At 66.7% G+C, this 18,920-nt stretch carries 16 protein-coding genes; 7 read left to right on the plus strand and 9 right to left on the minus strand.

The genetic code is table 11. The annotated features are described in order from the left end of the window. Positions 1-324: PAS domain S-box protein (locus tag AB7O82_RS22735; protein ID WP_428620237.1), on the plus strand; the 324-nt coding region annotated here is incomplete at its 5' end. Here the strand turns inward: AB7O82_RS22735 and AB7O82_RS22740 are convergent. Genes AB7O82_RS22740 through AB7O82_RS22750 form a run of 3 tightly spaced genes read right to left on the minus strand, consistent with a single transcriptional unit; the run spans position 321 to position 2,021 of the window. Beyond that, positions 321-1,121 (minus strand): Crp/Fnr family transcriptional regulator, encoded by an 801-nt coding sequence (locus AB7O82_RS22740; RefSeq protein WP_428620239.1) that lies wholly within the window; start codon positions 1,119-1,121, stop codon positions 321-323. The genes AB7O82_RS22735 and AB7O82_RS22740 overlap by 4 nt on opposite strands. Before the next feature lie 27 nt (positions 1,122-1,148). Beyond that, a complete protein-coding gene (locus AB7O82_RS22745; RefSeq protein WP_428551182.1) occupies positions 1,149-1,631 on the minus strand; it encodes a CinA family protein in 483 nt (160 codons plus the stop codon). Positions 1,632-1,676: 45 nt separating this feature from the next. Beyond that, positions 1,677-2,021, minus strand: a complete 345-nt coding sequence (locus tag AB7O82_RS22750) for a DOPA 4,5-dioxygenase family protein (protein ID WP_428551179.1) — start codon at positions 2,019-2,021, stop codon at positions 1,677-1,679. Positions 2,022-2,108: 87 nt separating this feature from the next. Between AB7O82_RS22750 and AB7O82_RS22755 the strand changes: the two genes are divergently transcribed. Both AB7O82_RS22755 and AB7O82_RS22760 read left to right on the plus strand, forming a co-directional pair. After that, positions 2,109-3,233: an acyl-CoA dehydrogenase family protein gene (locus tag AB7O82_RS22755; RefSeq protein WP_428551176.1), complete on the plus strand. Its 1,125-nt coding sequence runs from the start codon at positions 2,109-2,111 to the stop codon at positions 3,231-3,233. 137 nt (positions 3,234-3,370) lie between these two features. After that, the gene (locus AB7O82_RS22760) at positions 3,371-4,591 is read left to right on the plus strand and encodes an acyl-CoA dehydrogenase family protein (protein ID WP_428620241.1); all 1,221 of its coding nucleotides are present in this window, start codon (positions 3,371-3,373) and stop codon (positions 4,589-4,591) included. A gap of 217 nt (positions 4,592-4,808) precedes the next feature. Here the strand turns inward: AB7O82_RS22760 and AB7O82_RS22765 are convergent, their stop codons facing one another. The 3 genes from AB7O82_RS22765 to AB7O82_RS22775 are packed head-to-tail and all read right to left on the minus strand — an operon-like array spanning position 4,809 to position 7,796. Beyond that, positions 4,809-5,777 carry a tripartite tricarboxylate transporter substrate binding protein gene (locus tag AB7O82_RS22765; RefSeq protein ID WP_428620243.1) on the minus strand — a complete coding sequence of 323 codons (969 nt, stop codon included), beginning with the start codon at positions 5,775-5,777 and terminating at the stop codon, positions 4,809-4,811. A 33-nt stretch (positions 5,778-5,810) separates the two neighbouring features. Beyond that, positions 5,811-7,310: a tripartite tricarboxylate transporter permease gene (locus tag AB7O82_RS22770; RefSeq protein ID WP_428551168.1), complete on the minus strand. Its 1,500-nt coding sequence runs from the start codon at positions 7,308-7,310 to the stop codon at positions 5,811-5,813. 3 nt (positions 7,311-7,313) lie between these two features. Next, positions 7,314-7,796, minus strand: coding sequence for a tripartite tricarboxylate transporter TctB family protein (locus tag AB7O82_RS22775; protein WP_428620245.1), 483 nt, complete (start codon positions 7,794-7,796; stop codon positions 7,314-7,316). A gap of 75 nt (positions 7,797-7,871) precedes the next feature. Here AB7O82_RS22775 and AB7O82_RS22780 point away from each other — a divergent pair, with 75 nt between their 5' ends. Next, entirely contained in the window at positions 7,872-8,675 is an 804-nt protein-coding gene (locus tag AB7O82_RS22780) for an SDR family NAD(P)-dependent oxidoreductase (RefSeq protein ID WP_428551162.1), read from the plus strand. 118 nt (positions 8,676-8,793) lie between these two features. Beyond that, positions 8,794-10,092: an LLM class flavin-dependent oxidoreductase gene (locus AB7O82_RS22785; RefSeq protein ID WP_428551159.1), complete on the plus strand. Its 1,299-nt coding sequence runs from the start codon at positions 8,794-8,796 to the stop codon at positions 10,090-10,092. 352 nt (positions 10,093-10,444) lie between these two features. Here the strand turns inward: AB7O82_RS22785 and AB7O82_RS22790 are convergent, their stop codons facing one another. Continuing rightward, entirely contained in the window at positions 10,445-10,903 is a 459-nt protein-coding gene (locus tag AB7O82_RS22790; protein WP_428538996.1) for a flavodoxin family protein, read from the minus strand. A 30-nt stretch (positions 10,904-10,933) separates the two neighbouring features. Between AB7O82_RS22790 and AB7O82_RS22795 the strand changes: the two genes are divergently transcribed. Further along, positions 10,934-14,287: a carboxyl transferase domain-containing protein gene (locus tag AB7O82_RS22795; RefSeq protein ID WP_428538998.1), complete on the plus strand. Its 3,354-nt coding sequence runs from the start codon at positions 10,934-10,936 to the stop codon at positions 14,285-14,287. Positions 14,288-14,464: 177 nt separating this feature from the next. Here AB7O82_RS22795 and AB7O82_RS22800 read toward each other — a convergent pair whose 3' ends face one another. Both AB7O82_RS22800 and AB7O82_RS22805 read right to left on the minus strand, forming a co-directional pair. Continuing rightward, positions 14,465-16,375, minus strand: a complete 1,911-nt coding sequence (locus AB7O82_RS22800) for an ABC transporter substrate-binding protein (RefSeq protein WP_428620247.1) — start codon at positions 16,373-16,375, stop codon at positions 14,465-14,467. Between the two features lie 207 nt (positions 16,376-16,582). Beyond that, complete coding sequence (locus AB7O82_RS22805) at positions 16,583-17,557, minus strand: TauD/TfdA dioxygenase family protein (RefSeq protein ID WP_428539002.1); 975 nt, start codon at positions 17,555-17,557, stop codon at positions 16,583-16,585. Positions 17,558-17,801: 244 nt separating this feature from the next. Between AB7O82_RS22805 and AB7O82_RS22810 the strand changes: the two genes are divergently transcribed. Beyond that, positions 17,802-18,896, plus strand: a complete 1,095-nt coding sequence (locus AB7O82_RS22810) for an alpha-hydroxy acid oxidase (protein WP_428539004.1) — start codon at positions 17,802-17,804, stop codon at positions 18,894-18,896. The last annotated feature ends 24 nt before the right edge of the window (positions 18,897-18,920 follow it).

Genomic DNA, 18,920 nt, shown 5'->3' on the forward strand with positions numbered 1-18,920 from the left:
GCCGAACGGATATTCGGCTTCTCGGCCGCGGAGACCATTGGCAAGTCGCTCGACATCATCATCCCCGAAGGGCTGCGCAAGCGCCATTGGGTCGGGTTCGAACAGACAATGCAGAGCGGCTCCTCGCGATACGGCGCGGGCGACGTGCTGGCAGTCCCGGCGCTGCGCAAGGACGGCACGCGCATCTCGGTCGAGTTCACGATCCTGCCGTTCCGCGACAGGTCCGGCCGCATCCTGGGCGTGGCTGCGACCCTGCGCGATGTCACGAGGCGCTTCGAGGAGATGAAAGCCCTGCGCAATGCGGCGACCGGCGCGAAGCGCTAGCGCTTCGGCCGGTGAACCGGCGAGCGTGCCAGATAGGTCGAGTGGAATTCTCCCAGAATTTGCAAGGCGGCGCGATCCAGGATCCGCACCTCGCGCCCGGTCATGGCGATCATTCCGTCCCGCTTCAGCTCCGCGAGCATGCGGTTGACGTGCGGCGCGCTCAACCCGAGTGCGTCGCCGATCGCTTCCTGCGACAGCGGCATGACGAACGACTCCTCGGAAGCGTTGCCGATCGCCTGCAGGCGGGTCAGCGTCTCGAGAAGAAAATGCGCCAGCCTCTCGATCGGCTCGCGACGTCCCGCGTCGATGATGTGCTCGGCATAGATCGCCGCCTCGCGCGCCGCAAACCAGACGAGCGCCGTCGCGACGGTGGCCCTCTCCAGGCATGTGTCGGCGAAGGCGTCGAGGGGCACATGGCTCAGGCTCATGTCGCTGAGCGCGGTGACGGAGAAGACGGCATGCTCGTAGAAGCATGCCGGGAAACCGATGATGTCGCCCGGCATGACGACATTGACGATCTGCCGCTTGCCGCTGTGCAGGAGCTTGTAGCGGACGGCAAAGCCCTGCTGCACGACGTGCAGGACCCCGTACTCGTAGCCTTCGACGATGATGTCCTTTGCCTTCTTGATGACGACCGTGCGCTCGAGCAGCCGGGCCAGCGCCGCCAGGTCGTCGTCGTCGAGCGCTATCGAATGGTTGAGCCTGGCGACGAACGGATGGTCCACGATGCGACTTGCCGCAGGTTTGCGCACGATGCCAATCCCCAGGGAGCCGGGCCGGCTGGAGCTACGCGCCATGACTGAGTCGACGCTCAGGATCCCGGCTCACCCCAGCTGCTCGTCGAGCAGCGTCAGCGCTTCCGCTGCAAAGGCGCGCATGTTGGCGACGCGGTCGTTGGAGCCGGTGCGCAAGGTGCGGGCGATCTTGCCCTTGGGGCCGACGACGGCGACGCAGGTGTGGCCGGCAGGATCGCCGTAGGAGTTGCCGGTCGGGCCGGAGGCGCCGGTCTCGGCCAGGCCCCAGGTGGTGCTCAGCCGCTCGCGCACCAGCTCGGCCGCGAGCGTTGCCCACGGCTCCGATGACGAGCGGATGCCGGCGCGCTTCTCCTTGGTCGCCGTCAGGAAGGCCTCGCCGGCCGGTCGGGTGTAGACCACGGCGCCGCCCATGAAGTAGGCCGACGCCCCGGGCACCGCGAGCAGCACGGCGGAGACGAGCCCGCCGGCCGACGATTCCGACACGCCGACCGTTTCCTTGCGCGCCTTCAGTTTCTCGCCGACCTTCCTCGCCAGCGGCAGAAGTGAGTCCATTCGATCAATCCTTCTTGGTGAAATTTCAAACGTCCTCGGGAAGACTCAATCCCTCTTCGTGAAAATGTCGAGGACCAGGGGCACCTGCTGGCCGAGCCAGATCGCGCGATCGCGATGATCCTCCAGATCCTCGCCGGTGTTGGGATGAACGAACACCGTGAGGTCGCCGCGATTGAGCGTCAGCCAGGAGAGCAGGGGCGCAAGCTGCTCGTTCCTGAAGTGCACCTGGTAACTGTAGCGTGGATGCGGTCCGACGGGCTTCTCGTGGAAGCGGCCCATCTGGATGTCGAAGGTCTTCTCGATTTTCTCGCGCAGCGCCCACGCGGGATCGCGCGAGGCGGTGTCGAAGTAAACGTGGGCGTGCCAGTCCTTGATTTGTGCAGTGTCCATGACGCCACCTTATCACATCGCCGAGCCCGCCTGTCGGAACCCAAGACCGTTCCCCGATGCGAGCTTGCTTGCTAGGCTTCCGCCATCATGAACTTCGATTTCTCCGACGACCAGAAGCTGCTCAAGGAGCAGGTTCGCAAGTTCCTCGCCGATAAGTGCCCGACGAAGACGGTGCGGCGCGTGCTCGACGGCAACGAAACCCACGCCGACGAGGTGTGGAAGGGCCTGATCGAGCTCGGCGTCACGGGGACGGCCATCCCCGAGGAGTATGGCGGGCTCGGCCTGTCGCCGCTCGAGCTGTGCGTCGTCGCCGAGGAGATCGGCCGGGCGGCGGCGCCCGTGCCGTTCGACACCTCGGTCGTGCTGGCGACCGAGGCGCTGAAGCTCGCGGGCTCCGAGGCGCAGAAGAAGAAATGGTTGCCCAAGCTCGCCGCCGGCGAGGCGATTGGCACTTTGGCGACGGCCGAAGGGGCGCAGCCGCCCAAGCCGCGCAGCATCCGCACCACCTTCGGCGGCGGTCGCCTCAACGGCAAGAAGCTGCCGGTGGCGGACGGCGAGGCTGCGACCTTCGCGATCGTGCTGGCCAATACCGGCGGCAGCGGCGATCGCGCGGTGTCGCTGGTGCTGGTCGATCTTGCGCAGGCCTCGGTCAAACGCACGCGCGTCGAGACGATCGATCCGGCGCGCAAGCATGCCGAGCTCGGGTTCGATGGCGCCTCGGCCGAGCTGCTGGGCGGCGAGGGCGAGGGCTGGAGCCTGCTCGAGCGCCTTTACGATGCAGCGGCGGTCTATTTCGCCTTCGCCCAGGTCGGCGGTGCCGAGGCGGCGATGTGGATGGCGCGCGACTATGCGCTGCAGCGCCAGGCCTTCGGCCGGCCGATCGGCTCCTACCAGGCGCTAAAGCACAAGCTCGCCGACTGCTACGTCAAGCTCGAGCTGGCGCGGTCCAATGCCTATTACGGCGCCATGATGCTGACCGATGGCGGCGCCGATCTGCCGCTGGCCGCCGCCGCGGCGCGCATTGCGGCGACCGATGCCTACGATTTCGCCTCCAAGGAAAACATCCAGACGCATGGCGGCATCGGCTTCACCTGGGAAGCCGATACCCAGTTCCACTACCGGCGAGCACGCGTGATGGCGCTGTCGCTCGGCGGGCCGATGGCGTGGAAGGACAAGCTGGTGAGCCGACTCGAACAGAAGAACGCGGCGTAGATACTTCACCTCACCCTGAGGAGCGCCCGTAGGGCGCGTCTCGAAGGGTGGGCCCCGGTCTTGACAGGTGCCCGCCCTTCGAGACGCATCACTCCGCGATGCTCCTCAGGGCGAGGCGGCGAATGCAGGAGGAACCCATGGATTTCAACGACACGCCCGAGGAAGCCGCCTTCCGCAAGGAGGTGCGCGCCTGGCTCGACGCCAACGCCACGTGCAAGAGCGACGACAAGCAGAGCTTTCGCGCGCGCAATGACGACCCGAATCTCTTGAAGAAAGCCAAGGAATGGCAGGCCAAGAAGGCCGCCGCCGGCTATGCGCGCATTACCTGGCCGAAGGAGTATGGCGGGCGCGGCGGCTCGCCGATCCTGCAGGTGATCTACCAGCAGGAGGAATCGAACTACCTGGTGCCGCTGGGCTTCTTCGACATCGGGCTCGGCATGTGCATCCCGACGATGATGGCCTACGCCACGCCCGAGCAGCTGCAGCGCTACGTCAAGCCGGCGCTCTACGGCGAGGAAGTGTGGTGTCAGCTGTTCTCCGAGCCGGCCGCCGGGTCGGACGTGGCCGGCATCCGCACCCGCGCCGAGCGTGACGGCGACGGCTGGGTGATCAACGGCCAGAAGGTCTGGACCTCGGGCGCCCATTACTGCGACTACGGCATCATCATCACCCGCACCGACCCCAATGTCCCGAAGCACCAGGGGCTCACCATGTTCTTCCTGTCGATGAAGAGCCCGGGCGTCGAGGTGCGGCCGATCAAGCAGATGTCGGGCGGCGCCAACTTCAACGAGGTGTTCTTCACCGACGTGCGCGTGCCCGACGCGCAGCGCCTCGGCAAGGTCGGCGACGGCTGGAAAGCCGCCCTCACCACCCTGATGAACGAGCGCCTGGCGGTCGGCCTGCCTTCCGGGGGGCTCGATGTCGACGAGCTGATGGAACTGGCGCGCGATACGGAGCTCGACGACGGGCCGGCGATCCGCAACCAGCAGGTGCGCGGCAAGATCGCCGACTGGTACGTCCAGCAGCAGGGCCTCAGGCTGACTCGATATCGCACGCTCACCGCGCTCTCCAAGGGCCAGACACCGGGACCCGAATCGTCGATCATCAAGATCGTGGCGGCGCCCAAGATGCAGGACATGGGCGCTTTCGCCATGGAGCTGATGGGGCAGGGCGGCATCATGCGCGAGGAGGTGCCGCACGCCGCTGGCTTCCAGGCGCAATGGATCGCCGGTGCGGGCTTCCGCATCGCCGGTGGCACCGACGAGATCCTGCGCAATATCGTCGCCGAGCGCGTGCTCGGCCTGCCGAGCGACGTACGCGTCGACAAGGACGTGCCGTTCAACAAGCTCGGGAAATAGTCATGCAGCTCCGCTCCAGCGGAGCTGGGGAGGTGTCCGCGTAGTCGCGGACGCAGGGGTCATGAGCCGAGAGCGCGCCACTCCGATGGCGCTCATGGGATGTGATCAGCAAGAAGAGCGCCATCGGAGTGGCGCGCTCCCAGCGCTGAGTCTCGACCCCTCCGCCCCCGATTACGGGGGCACCTCCCCACGCGAAGCGTGGGGAGGCGGATGAACCTCACCGCATCTTGAGCGCCCATTCGGTGTACTTGGCGGCCTGCTTCTGGAGGTCTGCGTAGTACTTGGCGTACTCGGCGCCGACCATCGGCTTCAGCGCCAACCCGACCGCGTCCATCTTCTGCTTCATCTCGGGGCTGTTGATTGCCTTCAGGAACGCCGTCTCGATCACCTTGACGATGTCGGCCGGCGTGCCCTTGGGCGCGGCGACGCCGCGCGTCGACGAGGAAATCACCGTCGGATAGCCGAGCTCCTTGGCGGTCGGGACGTCGGGCAGGAAACGCGAGCGTTCCGTGTCGAGCACGGCGAGGCCGCGGGCTTCGCCGGTCTGAACGCGCTTGACGATGCTGCCGACATTGTCGAACGCGACCTCGACATGGCCGCCCATGATGCCGGCGAGCTGTTGCGTGCCGCTGTCGAAATGGACGATGCGGAAATCGACCTTGGCCGCTTCCTGCATCATCAGGATGGCCAGATGATCGTCGCTCAGGATGCCGGTGGTGCAGGCGCGCAGCTTGCCCGGCTCCTTCTTGGCCGCCTCGACCAGATCCTTCAGGGTCTTGTAGGGGCTGTCGCCCTTGACCCAGATCAAGCCGGGATCGAGCACCTGGTTCACCACCGGGATGAAGCTGTCCATGGTGAACACCGCCTTGCGCTCGGGGTCGAGCACGATGGTGTTGACGGCAGGCAGATTGATGAAGCCCAGCGTGTAGCCGTCCGGGCGGGCACGCGCGATCTCGGTGAAGCCGAGCTGTCCGCCGGCACCGGCCTTGTTGACGACGGTGATCGGCTGGCCGAGGTCCTTTTCAGCCGCTGCCGCAAGGATGCGCGCGCCGACGTCGGTGCTGCCGCCGGCGGCGTAGGCGACGATCAGCTGCACGGCGCGGCGCGGATAGTTCTGGGCGAGAGCTGGACTCGCGATGGTGCTGGCGGCAGAGGCGGCGAGCAAGGTACGGCGGCGGATGGTCATGTCTTTCCTCCCAAAGATGGCAATTCTGACGGGTCAGTCGACATCGCTTTCGCGAAGCTTGGAGAAGGCGCCGGGCCGGAACAAGAGGGCGCCGAGCACGATCACCGGCACCGCGAGAAGCACCAGCGCAACCGGTCGATCGAGGAAGATGGCGAAGCTTCCGCCCGACATCTCGAGCGTTGTGCGCAGCGAGCGCTCCATCATCGGACCGAGGATCAGGGCCAGGATTGCGGGGGCAATCGGAAAGTCGAGCTTGCGCAGCAGGTATCCGATGATGCCGAAGCCCAGCATGACCCAGACATCGAACAGGTTCTGCTTCAGCCCGTAGGCGCCGATCACGCAGAAGATCAGCACGCCGGCGCAGAGATAGCTGAACGGTACCTTCAGGAGCTTCGCCCACAGACCGACCAGAGGCAGGTTGAGGATCAGCAGCAGCGCATTGCCGACGAAGAAGCTCGCGATCACGGTCCACACCAGGTCCGGGCGCTCCTGGAAAAGGAATGGCCCCGGCGTCAGGCCGTTGATGATGAAGGCGCCCATCAGCACCGCGATGGTTGGCGAGCTCGGGATGCCGAGCGCCAGCAACGGCACCATGGCGGCATTGGCGTAGGCATTGTTGGCGGTCTCGGCCGCGGCCACGCCCTCGATCGCGCCGTTGCCAAAGCGCTCGGGCGTCCTGGAGACGCGCTTTTCCAGCACGTAGGCCATGAAGGTTGGTACGATGGCCCCGACGCCGGGAATAAGGCCCAGCACGAAGCCGACCACCGTGCCGCGACCGATCGCGCCCGTTGAGGCGCGCAGCTCCTGCCGCGTCGGCCACCACTTGGCCAGGCTGGCCTGGACCATGTGGGTCTGGCGCCCCTCTGCCGCGAGCAGCAGCTCGGCGACGCCGAACAGGCCCATCACGGCCGGGACGAAGCCGATACCATCGTAGAGGTCCTCGATCCCGAACCCGAAGCGCGGTGCGCCGCGCACCGGGTCGATGCCGACCATGGCGAGCAGCAGCCCGATCACGGTCATCAGAAGGGCCGCCAGCATGTTGCGGCCGGCGAGGCCGACGACCAGGCACAGCCCGGCCACCATGAGGGCGAAGAACTCGACTGGCCCGAACTTGAGCGCCAGGGCGGCAAGCGGCGTGGCGACCACGACCAGCGCCACGGTTGCCAGCGTGCCGCCGACGAACGAGCCGATGGCGGCGATTGCCAGCGCCGATCCGGCACGACCCTGACGCGCCATCTGGTGGCCGTCGATGCAGGTCACCACCGAAGCGGCTTCGCCGGGCACGTTGATCAGCACCGAGGTGATGGTGCCGCCATACATCGCGCCGTAGTAGATGGCCGACAGCATGATGATGGCGCCGGTGGCGTCGAGATTGAAGGTGAGGGGAATCAGGATGGCGGTGCCGGCCGCCGGCCCGAGCCCGGGCAGGACACCGATCAGGGTACCCAGCATGCAGCCGGCAAAGGCATAGAGCAGGTAGTTGACCGACAGCGCCGCGGCGAAGCCTGACAACAGGTGGGGGAGTGCCTCCATCGCCTAGAACCCGAGCTTCCCGGTCGGCAGGATCACGTCCAGCCAGGTCGTGAAGACGTAGTAGACGCCAAAGCTGCCCAGGACAGCGAACAGCGCGATCAGCCACCATCGGCGCTCGCCAAGCGCCGCCACCAGAGCGGCGTTGAACACCAGCATTGCCAAGCGAAAGCCCACGACCTCCATCGCTATGGTCACGGCCGCGATCAGGCCGACGATGGCGAGCCAGCGTCGGCCTCCAGGACCATGCGGGAGGATGCGTGGAGTTTCGATTTGCGGCTCGGTGGGCTCACGCCATGTCGTGACCAGCAGCGCGATCGCCAGGAGCGAGCCGATGAGCGAAAGCCAGAAGGGAAAAAAACCCGGACCGGGGCCCAATCGGTCAGTGAGCGGCAGGAGCAGCGATTGCCACAACGCGAACAAGCAAAACAACAGCATCGCGCCCGTCGCGATCAACCGCCCCTGGCGCATGCCGACCAGTCCTCCCACTAACTCTTCTTGTTCTGAAGCGAGCATAGCTGCAAACAGGATCGGCGCAAATCGAGATGGCGAAGGAGGAAACGAATGAACAGGCTCGACGGCAAGGTCGCGTTCCTGAGCGGCGCGGCGCGCGGAATCGGCGGCGCCACCGCCAAGCTGATGGCCCAGGCGGGCGCGAAGGTGGCGATCGGCGACGTGCTGGACGAGCGCGGCCGGCAGACCGCCAGGGAGATCGAGGCGGCGGGCGGCCAGGCGCTCTACGTCTCGCTCGACGTAACGAGCGAGGCGAGCTGGGCCGCCGCCACCGATGCCACCGTCAAGAGGTTCGGCAAGCTCGACGTGCTGGTGAACAATGCCGGCGTCTTCAATGGCAAGGGAGTCGAGGAGGCGACGATCGACGAATGGAACCGGCTGGTCGCCGTCAACCTGACCGGCGTGGTGCTGGGCACGCGCGCGGCGCTGCCGGCTCTCAAGGCGAGCGGTGCAACGAGCGAGCACGGCTCGGCGATCGTCAATCTCGCGTCCATCGCCGGGCTGGTCGGCTCGCAGCTCGACCCGCTCTATTCGCTGACCAAGGGCGGCGTGACCCTGTTCACCAAGTCGACGGCGCTGGAGTTCGGGCGCAAGGGCTACAAGATCCGGGTCAACTCGATCCATCCCGGCCTCATCGAGACCGACATGGGCCAGCAGACCTTCGCCATGCGCGCCCGCCAGCAGGGCACCAACGACACCGACAAGGCGCGCCAGACCACGCTTGCCCTGCATCCGATCGGCCGTCTCGGCGTGCCCGACGACATCGCCAAGGGTATCCTCTTCCTCGCCTCGGACGATGCAAGCTTCATGACCGGGGCCGGCCTCGTCGTCGACGGCGGCTGGACCGCTCATTGAGGAGCCAGCCGCACGACGCTCATTGCTAGGAGCGCGCAACTCCGATGGCGCTCTTCCTGTAGATCACACATCCCATGAGCGCCATCGGAGTGGCGCGCTCCCAGCATAGGAGAAAGCTATGCGCTTCGGTCTTCTGTACGAGCATCAGCTGCCGCGTCCATGGACAGACGACAGCGAGCATCGCCTGTTCAAGGATGCGCTGGCGCAGGTCGAGTTGGCCGATCGCCTGGGCATCGACTACATCTGGGAGGTCGAGCACCACTTCCTCGAAGAGTATGCGCACTCCTCGGCGCCGGAAGTGTTTCTCGCCGCTTGTGCTGCGCGGACCAAACGCATCCGCATCGGCCACGGCGTGGTGCTGGCGCCGCCCGGCTACAACCATCCGGCGCGCGTCGCCGAGCGCATCGCCACGCTCGACCTCGTGTCCGACGGCCGGGCTGACTGGGGTACAGGCGAATCGGCGTCGCGCGTCGAGCTCGAAGGCTTCGGCATCGACCCCGCCGAGAAGAAGGCAATGTGGGCCGAGGCGGTAGGGCAGACCGCCGACATGATGGCGATGAGTCCCTATCCCGGCTTCCAGGGCAAGTACTTCTCCATGCCGGTGCGCAACATCGTGCCCAAGCCGCTGCAGAAGCCGCATCCGCCGCTCTGGGTAGCGTGCAGCCGGCGCGAGACCATCCATGCCGCGGCGCGCGCCGGCATCGGCGCGCTCACCTTCGCCTTCGTCGATCCGGCCGAGGCCGGCAAGTGGGCGCACGAATACTATGAGATCATCAGGAGCGAGCAGTGCGTGCCGATCGGCCATGCGGTGAACGCCAACGTGGCCATGGTGACCGGCTTCTCCTGCCACGAGGATCGCGAGGAGGCGCGGCGGCGCGGCGCCGAGGGCTTCCAGTTCTTCGGCTATTCGCTCGGCCACTACTACGTGTACGGCCATCACCAGCCGGGCGTGACCGACGTCTGGCAGCGCTTCGAGGGGGCGAAGGACAAGCTTCCGGCGGTCGGGCAAGGCAGCGGCATCGGCACGCCAGCCGAACTTACCGAGCACCTGCGCAGTTACCAGGATGCTGGCGTCGACCAGGTCGTGTTCATCCAGCAGGGCGGCCGCAACAGGCACGAGCACATCTGCGACTCGCTCGAGCTGTTCGCCGCCAAAGTGATGCCGATCCTGAAGGCCGACCAGGTGGCTCGCGATACGAAGAAGCAGGCCGAGCTGGCACCCTTCATTACGGCGGCGCTGGCACGCAAGAAGCGCGCAGCGCCCGTCGATCCGGTCGCGGTGCCGGTGGTGTCGGCCTACGGCCGCACCATCGTCCAGGAGAACCAGGCGGCCGAAGGCCCGACCCACCACATCGCCGCAGACATCACCGTAATGATGGACGACCCGGCAGAGAAGAAGCAGGAGGCGGCGGAGTAGCTTTTCATTTTCCTCCCCACGCCTTGCGTGGGGAGGCGTCCGCGTAATCGCGGACGGAGGGGTCATGAGTCATGTCTTCCGGACCGCGGGCGTCCCGCCCGCTCATGATCTTTGCCGGGAGCGCGCCACTCCGTGGCGCTCATGCTCTTCTTCCGATCTGCAATCGCCGTGTCCGGCATCCCTATGAGCGCCACGGAGTGGCGCGCTCCCGCCATGAGCGGGCGGGACGCCCGCGGTCCGGAAGACCATGACCTCTCCGCCTGCCTGCGCGAAGCCGAAACGGCTTCGCTTCGGCGAAGGCAGATCGGCGTAAGACGCCGACACCTCCCCAGCGAAGCTGGGGAGGAGAAAGTCAAAAAATCCCCGCCGCCAGCCCGGCGGCCATGGCGGCGCCCAGCTCCTCGCATTGCTCGACGAAGGACGATTGCCAGGGGCCGCGGCAGATCAGCGGATCCTGGACGGCGCGCCAGCGCAGGCCGGTGACGATGGTCTCGACGCCGCGGCGCGTGCCGGTACCGTCGCTGCCGGCGCGGATGTAGAGCGCGTAAGGCATCCCCTGCGTCCGCTCCAGGCAGGGGTAGTAGCTGCGGTCGAAGAAATCCTTCAGCGCGCCGCTCATGTAGCCGAGATTCTCGGTCGTGCCGAGGATCACCGCCTGGGCCGCGAGCACGTCGTCGGGGCCGGCCTGCAGCGGCGCGATCACGCGCACGTCGATCTCCGTTTCGCTGAGCGCGCCCCGCTCGACGGCAGCGCGCAGCGAGAGGGTGTTCTCCGACGGAGCGTGCGCCACAATGAGCAGCCTTTTGGACATGGAGGGGGTTTTACCCCGAGACAGATCGACATGCTGAAGAAACTGCTGATCGCCAACCGCGGCGAGATCGCCATCCGCATCGCCCAGGCCGCCAACGAGCTCGCCATCACCACGGTCGGCATCCATTCCGAGGACGACGCGAGCTCGCTGCATACGCGGCGCGTCGACGAGTCCGTGGCGCTCGGCAGGCGCGGTGCCGCCGCCTATCTCGACATCGCGGGCGTGATCGCGGCGGCCCGGAACGCCGGCAGCGATTCGGTTCATCCCGGCTATGGCTTCCTGGCGGAAAATGCGGCCTTTGCCGCCGCCTGCGCCGAGGCAGGAATTGTCTTCGTTGGCCCGACTGCCGAACAGCTGAATCTGTTCGGCGACAAGGCGCGCGCCCGCGCCCATGCCGAGGCCTGCAAGGTCCCTGTGTTGCCCGGCACCGACATCGTCGATCTCGCGGGGGCGACGGCCTTCTTCCGCCAACACGCCGGATCGGGCGTGGCGATCAAGGCCATCGCCGGCGGCGGCGGGCGCGGCATGCGCCTGGTCACCGCCGAGGCCGAGCTCGCCGACGCTTTCGATCGTGCTTCGGCCGAGGCCAAATCGGCGTTCGGCAACGGCGATCTCTACCTCGAGCGGCTGGTCCGCCAGGCGCGCCACATCGAGGTGCAGATCGTCGGCGACGGCACGGGCGGCATCGCTGCCCTCGGCGAGCGCGAATGCACCCTGCAGCGGCGCAGCCAGAAGATCGTCGAGCTGGCGCCCAGCCCCAACCTGGCGCCGGCGCTGCGCCAGAAGATCGTCGACGCGGCAATCGCCATGGCCAAGGCCGCAAGCTATCGCAGCCTCGGTACCTTCGAGTTCCTGGTCGAAGGCGGCGAGTTCTTCTTCATCGAAGCCAACCCACGCCTGCAGGTCGAGCATACTGTCACCGAGGAGGTGTGGGGCGTCGACCTCGTGAAAGCGCAGCTGCTGCTGGCCGGCGGTGCCAGTCTTGCCGACACGGGCGTGCTCGACGCCAGGCCGCGTGGCCACGCGATCGAGCTGCGCATCAACATGGAGACGATGACGTCAGACGGCTCGGCCAAGCCTGGAGGCGGCACGCTTACTGTCTTCGAGCCGCCGTCGAGCCGCGGCGTGCGGGTCGACACCTACGGCTATGCCGGCTACCGCACCAATCCCAATTTCGACTCGCTGCTTGCCAAGCTGATCGTCCACAGCCCATCGGCCGCGTTCGCCGACGTGCTGGCGCGCAGTGAACGCGCGCTGGCCTCGTTTCGGCTCGAGGGCGCGCCAAGCAATATCGGCTTCTTGCGCGCCCTGCTAGCCGATGCGGATGTACGGGCCGGCAAGGTCCACACGCGCTTCGTCGACGAGCGCGCCGGCGCGCTTATCGAGGCCGCGGCCCAAATGCAGCCCGGGCTGTTCTTCCAGGCGGCAGCCGCTCCCGCCGCGGCCGGTGGCCGGCAGGCGGGCGCCCGGGTCGATGCGGTCGATCCGCTGGCCGTGCTCGCCTTCGGAAAGACGGCGCCGCAGGCCGTCGCGGAGGTCACGAGCGATGCGCCCGAGGGGACCGTCCCGGTGCCGGCGCCGATGCAGGGGACGATCGTCAGCGTTGGCGTCGAGGAAGGCGATGCGGTCGCGGCGGGCCAGCCCTTGCTGATCATGGACGCCATGAAGATGCAGCACGAGATCCGCAGCCCGGCGCGTGGCTACGTGCGGCGCATCGCGGTCACGCCCGGCGAGACGATCTACGAAGGTCATGCCCTGCTGTTCGTCGAAGAGGCCGATGTCGAGGTCAAGGGCGCGGCGGCCGAGGAGAAGATCGATCTCGATCACATCCGTCCCGACCTCGCCGAGTATTTCGAGCGCCGCGCACTCACGTCCGACGACAAGCGGCCCGAAGCGGTGGCGCGGCGGCGCAAGACGAACCAGCGGACGGCACGCCAGAACCTCGATGACCTGGTCGATCCCGGCAGCTTCATCGAATGGGGCGCCTTCGCCATCGCCAGTCAGCGCACGCGGCGCACCAACGAGGACCTGATCGAGCGGACGCCGGCCGACGGCCTGATCACCGGCATCGGCCGGGTCAACGGGTCGCTGTTCGGGCCCGAACGCAGCCGCGTCGCCGTGGCCCACTACGACTACACCGTGCTCGCCGGCACCCAGGGCAAGACCAACCACCACAAGAAGGACCGCCTGTTCGAGATCGTCGAGGAGCAGCGCATCCCATTGGTGTTCTTCACCGAAGGTGGCGGCGGCCGGCCGGGCGACGTCGACGTGCAGTCGGTCGCCGGCCTCAACACCCTGGCGTTCCACATCTTCGGACGGCTGAGCGGCGTGTCTCCGCTGGTCGGCATCAACTCGGGCCGCTGCTTCGCCGGCAATGCCGCCCTGCTGGGCTGCTGCGATGTCGTCATCGCCACGAAGAACTCGTCGATCGGCATGGGCGGGCCGGCGATGATCGAGGGCGGCAACCTCGGCGTGTTCGCGCCCGAGGAAGTGGGCCCGATGAGCGTGCAGGTGCCCAACGGCACCGTCGACATCGCGGTCGAGGACGAGGCCGAGGCGGTCGCAGTCGCGAAGAAGTACCTGTCGTATTTCCAGGGCGCCGTGCCGGACTGGCGTGCGGCCGACCAGCGCCTGCTCAGGCGGGCGATCCCCGAGAACCGGCTGCGAGTCTACGACGTCCGCGGCGTCATCGACACGCTGTGCGACGAGGGCTCGGTGCTCGAGCTGCGGCGCGCCTTCGGGCCCGGCATGGTGACGGCCTTCGCCCGCATCGAGGGCAAGCCGTTCGGCATCGTCGCCAACAATCCGTTGCATCTCGCCGGCGCCATCGATTCGGATGGCTCGGACAAGGCGGCGCGCTTCCTGCAGCTCTGCGATGCCTTCGATCTGCCGGTGCTGTTCCTGTGCGACACGCCTGGCATGATGGTGGGACCCGAGATCGAGAAGACGGCGCTTGTGCGTCATTGCTCGCGGCTGTTCGTGGTCGGCGCCAACCTCACCGTGCCGTTCGGCACCATCGTGCTGCGCAAGGCCTATGGGCTCGGCGCGCAGGCGATGGCCGGCGGCTCGTTCCATGCCGGTACGTTCGCCATCTCCTGGCCGACCGGCGAGTTCGGCGGCATGGGGCTCGAGGGCGCGGTCAAGCTCGGCTACCGCAAGGAGCTCGAGGCGATCGCCGACCCCGTCGAGCGGCGCGCCGCCTTCGACAAGATGGTCGCCGCCGCCTACGCCCGCGGCAAGGCGCTGAGCACGGCGACCTATTTCGAGGTCGACGAGGTGATCGATCCCGCCGACTCGCGCCGCTGGATCGCGACTGCGCTCCTCACCGCCAAGCCGCGCCCGCGGCTCGAGCACAAGAAGCGGCCGAACATCGATACGTGGTGAGGTTGATTCGCCTCCTCCGTCTTACAGGGGAGGTGGCCCGGAGGGCCGGAGGGGGAAGGCCTCAGTCGAGGTTGATCTGATTCCGACGTCGGACCTTCATGAATCTCGACTGAGGCCTTCCCCTCCGCCCCCTGCGGGGGCACCTCCCCCGATGACGGGGGGAGGCAAGGGCCACGCCTACTGCGCGATCCAGAACGTGTCGGGCTGATAGAGGCCTATATATCCGCCCGGATCCCAGGCGTAGTAGCCTTCCTTCGGCACGTTACGGATCTTGGGGCCGACCACCAGCGGCTGGCGGATGCCGTTCACCGTGCCGATCGTGAACACCTCGTCGGCGCTGGCGCTCAGGATCTTCTCCCAGGCCTTGCGGCGCCCGTCGACGCTCGTCGCGCTCTCCCATTCCTTGACATAGTCGAGCAGCTTGCAGGCGCTCTCCATGTCGCAGGGCTCGCCCTGGCGTCCCTTCGATTCGACGTACATGCCCCAGCGCGACCACTGCAGGACGCCGCGCATGGTAGGGGCGAACTCGCGCGGGCTCGTGTTGGGGGTCGGCACGGCCGTCACCACGCCGGCGAACGCCGTCATCACCGCCTCGCCAGAGAAGGTCCGGAGTCGGAAATTCTCGCGGGTCTGCGGCTTGGTCAGCATCTTGATGCCGATCTTCTTCCAGAACTCGCCGATCAGATGCAGCGCATCGGCGTCCTCGGTCTCCTCGCTGGCGTTCTCCACGACGATGGTCGCCGGCCTGCCGTCTGGCAGCAGGCGAATGCCCTGGGCATCGCGCTTCTTGAGGCCGATCTCGTCGAGCAGCTTGTTGGCGAGCTTGGGATCGAACTGTGCCCACTTCTTCGCGTACTCGGGCTTGAACAGCTCCGAGCGCTCCATGATCGTGTTGTTGCCCGGCTTGGCCAGGCCGAGATAGACGACCTGGTTCAACTCGTCGCGATCGATGGCGAGCGACAGCGCGCGGCGGAAACGAACGTCCCGCATCAGCTTGCGCCATTCCTCGTCGTTGGCATTGAGGTTGGGATAGAGCGCGATCTGCGAGCCGGAGCCCGATTCCCACAGCCGCACCTCGACGCCCGAGGACTTGGCGCTCTTCTGCAGGAAGGTGTAGTCGCGCATGTTGAGGTAGCGCGGCTGCAGGTCGGCTTCGCCGAGACCGGCCTTGGCCGGCACCAGGTTTGTCGCCGCCTGGGTGAAGATCACGCGATCGATATAGGGCAGCTGCTGACCCTTGGCGTCGATGCGGTGATAGAAGGGGTTGCGCACGAACACATAGCGCTGCGCCGGCGACGACGTGGTGTTGACCCACGGATTGAGCGTCGGCAGCTCCGGATTGTCGTTGGCATACATGACGTCGAGACGCCGGTAGATCTGCACCCAGTTGGTGCCCTGTTGGCCGCCCTTGGCGGCCTTGGCGATCTCCTCGGGGGTGGCGTACTTGGCGTGGAACTTCTTCAAGTAGTGCGCCGGCCGGAACAGGAAGAGCGGCGCGGCGCGAGCCTGGCTCTCGATGAAGTAGGGGTTGGGCTTCTCCCAGCTGTACCTGATCGTGCGCGCGTCGATGACCTCGACCTTGGGTGGCTGGCCGTCGACCAGCAGCTCGACCGACGGACCGGACGGCGACAGCTCCTTGTTGTTGGCGACGTCTTCCCAGAAGAAGCGGAAATCCTCGGTGGTGAAGGGCTTGCCGTCGGACCATTTGTGGCCTTCGCGCAGGCGGAAAGTGAACTCGCGGTCTTCCTTGACCTCGTAGCTCTCGAGGATGTCCGGCTTCAGCTTGAACTTGTCGTCGTGGATGATGAGGCGGGTGTAGCTGTAGATCGTCATCAGGCGCGTGTCGCGCGCGCTCGCCACCAGCATGTTGATCTGGCCGCCCTGCCGGCCCGGGCCGTCGCCGCCGGCGAAATAGGTCACTACCCAGGGCTGTTTCGGGATGCGCTGGGCGACCGGCGGCAACGCGCCCGACTTCACCTGCTCGGCGAGCATCGGCGTCTCTTTCATCGTCGGCACCGGATCGGCGGCAAGCGCCGGTCCGCACATCAAGCTGAAGAGGAAAGCCTTGGTTAGGACGCGTCGCTTCATGTCTGCCTGCCCTGCTGTGTCATTCGGCTTCTTGGCGCCGGATGGTCCAACCAGCGCGGCCCTGCCGTCCATATCACGGTGAATGAAATCGTTGAACTCGATCAGCGTCAATGGTGCTGGCGCAACGCCAACTTGCCGCAGGCGTTGCACGCACCGGGTCGCTCAATGCCTTAATTAGTTCAAGATCCGGGCGGCCGAAAACCCGTGTCAGGAGCGGTCGAAGGCGCGCCTGGGGCCGGGCCGCGTGCCCTCGGCGATGACGGGCTTTACCGTGCCGTTCGCCGCGACCTCGTCCGGCGTGAAATCGCCCGTAACGCCGACCGGCCGATCCCCTTTCACCGTCACCCGTTCCATGGTGCGCCGCGCCGGATAGTAATCGTGCGCGGCGTAGTGCTGGACCGAGCGATTGTCCCACATCACCAGGGTGTTCGGCTGCCACTTCACGCGCAGCTGGTACTCGGGAATGGCGGCCTGGCGATACAGGAAGCCGAGCAGCGCATCGCTTTCGTCGGGCTTGAGATCGCGAATGCGCACGCAGAATTGCTGGTTGACGTACAGGACGCGCCGCCCCGACACGGGATGAACGCGCACCACGGGATGCCACGGGTTGGGGAACTCGTCCTCGAGGGCGCGCAGCTTGGCGCGGTCCTTGTGGCCGAACAGCGGCCGCCACGGCTTGAAGTCGTGCAGCGCCTCGAGGCCATGGATATGCTGCTTCATGCGCTGCGACAGGCCGCGATAGGCGGCGCTCATGCTGGCGAACAGCGTATCTCCGCCGACCTCGGGCACGACCTTGGCGCGCAGGATGGTCGCCATCGGCGGTGCTTCGCGGAACGTCTCGTCGACATGCCAGATGTCGGTGAGGGCCGGCGGATTGTCCTTCGAATAGTCGAGGATGATGACCTCGGGCTTGTCGGCCAGGTTGGGCGAGAAGGGGTGGATCGACAGCTCGCCGAACAAGGCGCCAAACGCCATCTGCTGGTCGACGGTGATGTCCTGGTCGCGCATCACGATCACCTCGTGCTGCACCAGGGCGTCGTGCACGACCTTGAACTGGGCTGGCTCGAGCGGCCGGCGCAGATCGATGCCTCCGAGCTCGGCGCCAATGAAGCCGTTGATCGGCCGGACGCGGATTTCCGCCGCACTGCCGCGAATCGCGGGCGCTGCCGACAGGGTCGCCATGCTTCCTCCCGTTGCTGGCCGGGTCTGGAGCACGTTCCGAACGGCCGGAAACACCGAGTGGAAGGTCGTGCTCCAGAGACTTCAGACTTCGAGGCAGACTAGCGCGATTTCGCGCGAACCGCATGAGGTCCGTTCAAACCGGACGCGGCTTCAACGCCGCCCACGGCTGCGTTGCGAAACGGCCTTCGTTGACGGGAGCGATGGGACGCGCAAGAACCGCTGTCGTCGGATCGGCGAGGGAACCATGGCGAGCGGGCTGGAAAACGAATTCGCAACGCTGCACGAGATCGTCAAGGCGGCCAAGATCAGGCTCAATCCCAACATATGGGATTACCTGATCGGCGGCACCGAGACCGAGACGACGCTGCGGCGCAACCGCATGGCCCTCGATTCCATCGCCTTCAAGCCGCGCGTGCTGCGCGACGTCTCGAAAATCGATCCGTCGTCGGAAATCCTCGGCCGCAGGATCCGCATCCCGGTGATGTTGGCACCGGTCGGCTCGCTGGAATCGTTCGAGCCGGGCGGCGGCATCACCGTGGCCAAGGGGGCGGGGGCCGGCGGCGTCACCATGCTGATCAGCTCGGTGACGAGCTTGAAGCTAGAGGACATCGTCAAGGGCGGCGCCGGTCCCAAGATCTACCAGCTCTATGTGCGCGGTGACGACAAATGGGTCGCCGACCGGGTCAAGCAGGCCATGGATGCCGGCTACGATGCCTTCTGCATCACCGTCGACACCCAGGTCTATTCGCGGCGCGAGCGCGACATCGCCAAGCGCTTCGTCAAGTCATGGCGCACCGCGGCGACGGGCCAGGACTTCCAGGCGGCCTTCTCGTGGGAGAACTTCAGGCGCGTGAAGGACAAGTTCCCCGACGTGAAGTTCATGCTCAAGGGAATCGGGACAGCCGAGGATGCCGAGATCGCCTGCCGCCACGGCGTATGGGCGGTGTATTGCTCCAATCACGGCGGTCGCCAGCTCGATCATGGCCGCGGCTCCGCGGCGGTTCTGCCGGAGATCGTCGAGGTCGTGGCCGGACGGGCGAAGATCGGCGTCGACGGCTCGTTCAGCCGCGGCAGCGATATCGTCAAGGCGATCTGCCTGGGGGCCGACTGGGTCGGGCTGGGCCGGCTCTATTGCTATGGCCTCGCCGCGGCCGGCGCCGCCGGCATCGAGCGGGTGCTCGAGCTCCTCGAGGAGGAGATGAAGGAGGTCATGGGCCTGCTGGGCGTGGCGCGGCTCGATCAGCTCGACAAGAGCTACATCGCGCCCGCCCTGCCGACCAATCTCCCCGGCGTGCACAGCGCCTTCCCGCTGCTCAATCTCCACGACGAAGGCTACTGAGCAGGAGACTCGGGCTCGCGGCGC

It is taken from the genome of Reyranella sp. (assembly GCF_050185545.1).
Taxonomy (GTDB): domain Bacteria; phylum Pseudomonadota; class Alphaproteobacteria; order Reyranellales; family Reyranellaceae; genus Reyranella.

Bases quoted from the DNA above. Each gene is read 5' to 3' on its own strand.
- AB7O82_RS22740 (WP_428620239.1), bottom strand. From the start codon at position 1,121: ATGGCGCGTAGCTCCAGCCGGCCCGGCTCCCTGGGGATTGGCATCGTG.
- AB7O82_RS22745 (WP_428551182.1), bottom strand. From the start codon at position 1,631: ATGGACTCACTTCTGCCGCTGGCGAGGAAGGTCGGCGAGAAACTGAAG.
- AB7O82_RS22750 (WP_428551179.1), bottom strand. From the start codon at position 2,021: ATGGACACTGCACAAATCAAGGACTGGCACGCCCACGTTTACTTCGAC.
- AB7O82_RS22755 (WP_428551176.1), top strand. From the start codon at position 2,109: ATGAACTTCGATTTCTCCGACGACCAGAAGCTGCTCAAGGAGCAGGTT.
- AB7O82_RS22760 (WP_428620241.1), top strand. From the start codon at position 3,371: ATGGATTTCAACGACACGCCCGAGGAAGCCGCCTTCCGCAAGGAGGTG.
- AB7O82_RS22765 (WP_428620243.1), bottom strand. From the start codon at position 5,777: ATGACCATCCGCCGCCGTACCTTGCTCGCCGCCTCTGCCGCCAGCACC.
- AB7O82_RS22770 (WP_428551168.1), bottom strand. From the start codon at position 7,310: ATGGAGGCACTCCCCCACCTGTTGTCAGGCTTCGCCGCGGCGCTGTCG.
- AB7O82_RS22780 (WP_428551162.1), top strand. From the start codon at position 7,872: ATGAACAGGCTCGACGGCAAGGTCGCGTTCCTGAGCGGCGCGGCGCGC.
- AB7O82_RS22785 (WP_428551159.1), top strand. From the start codon at position 8,794: ATGCGCTTCGGTCTTCTGTACGAGCATCAGCTGCCGCGTCCATGGACA.
- AB7O82_RS22790 (WP_428538996.1), bottom strand. From the start codon at position 10,903: ATGTCCAAAAGGCTGCTCATTGTGGCGCACGCTCCGTCGGAGAACACC.
- AB7O82_RS22795 (WP_428538998.1), top strand. From the start codon at position 10,934: ATGCTGAAGAAACTGCTGATCGCCAACCGCGGCGAGATCGCCATCCGC.
- AB7O82_RS22800 (WP_428620247.1), bottom strand. From the start codon at position 16,375: ATGAAGCGACGCGTCCTAACCAAGGCTTTCCTCTTCAGCTTGATGTGC.
- AB7O82_RS22805 (WP_428539002.1), bottom strand. From the start codon at position 17,557: ATGGCGACCCTGTCGGCAGCGCCCGCGATTCGCGGCAGTGCGGCGGAA.
- AB7O82_RS22810 (WP_428539004.1), top strand. From the start codon at position 17,802: ATGGCGAGCGGGCTGGAAAACGAATTCGCAACGCTGCACGAGATCGTC.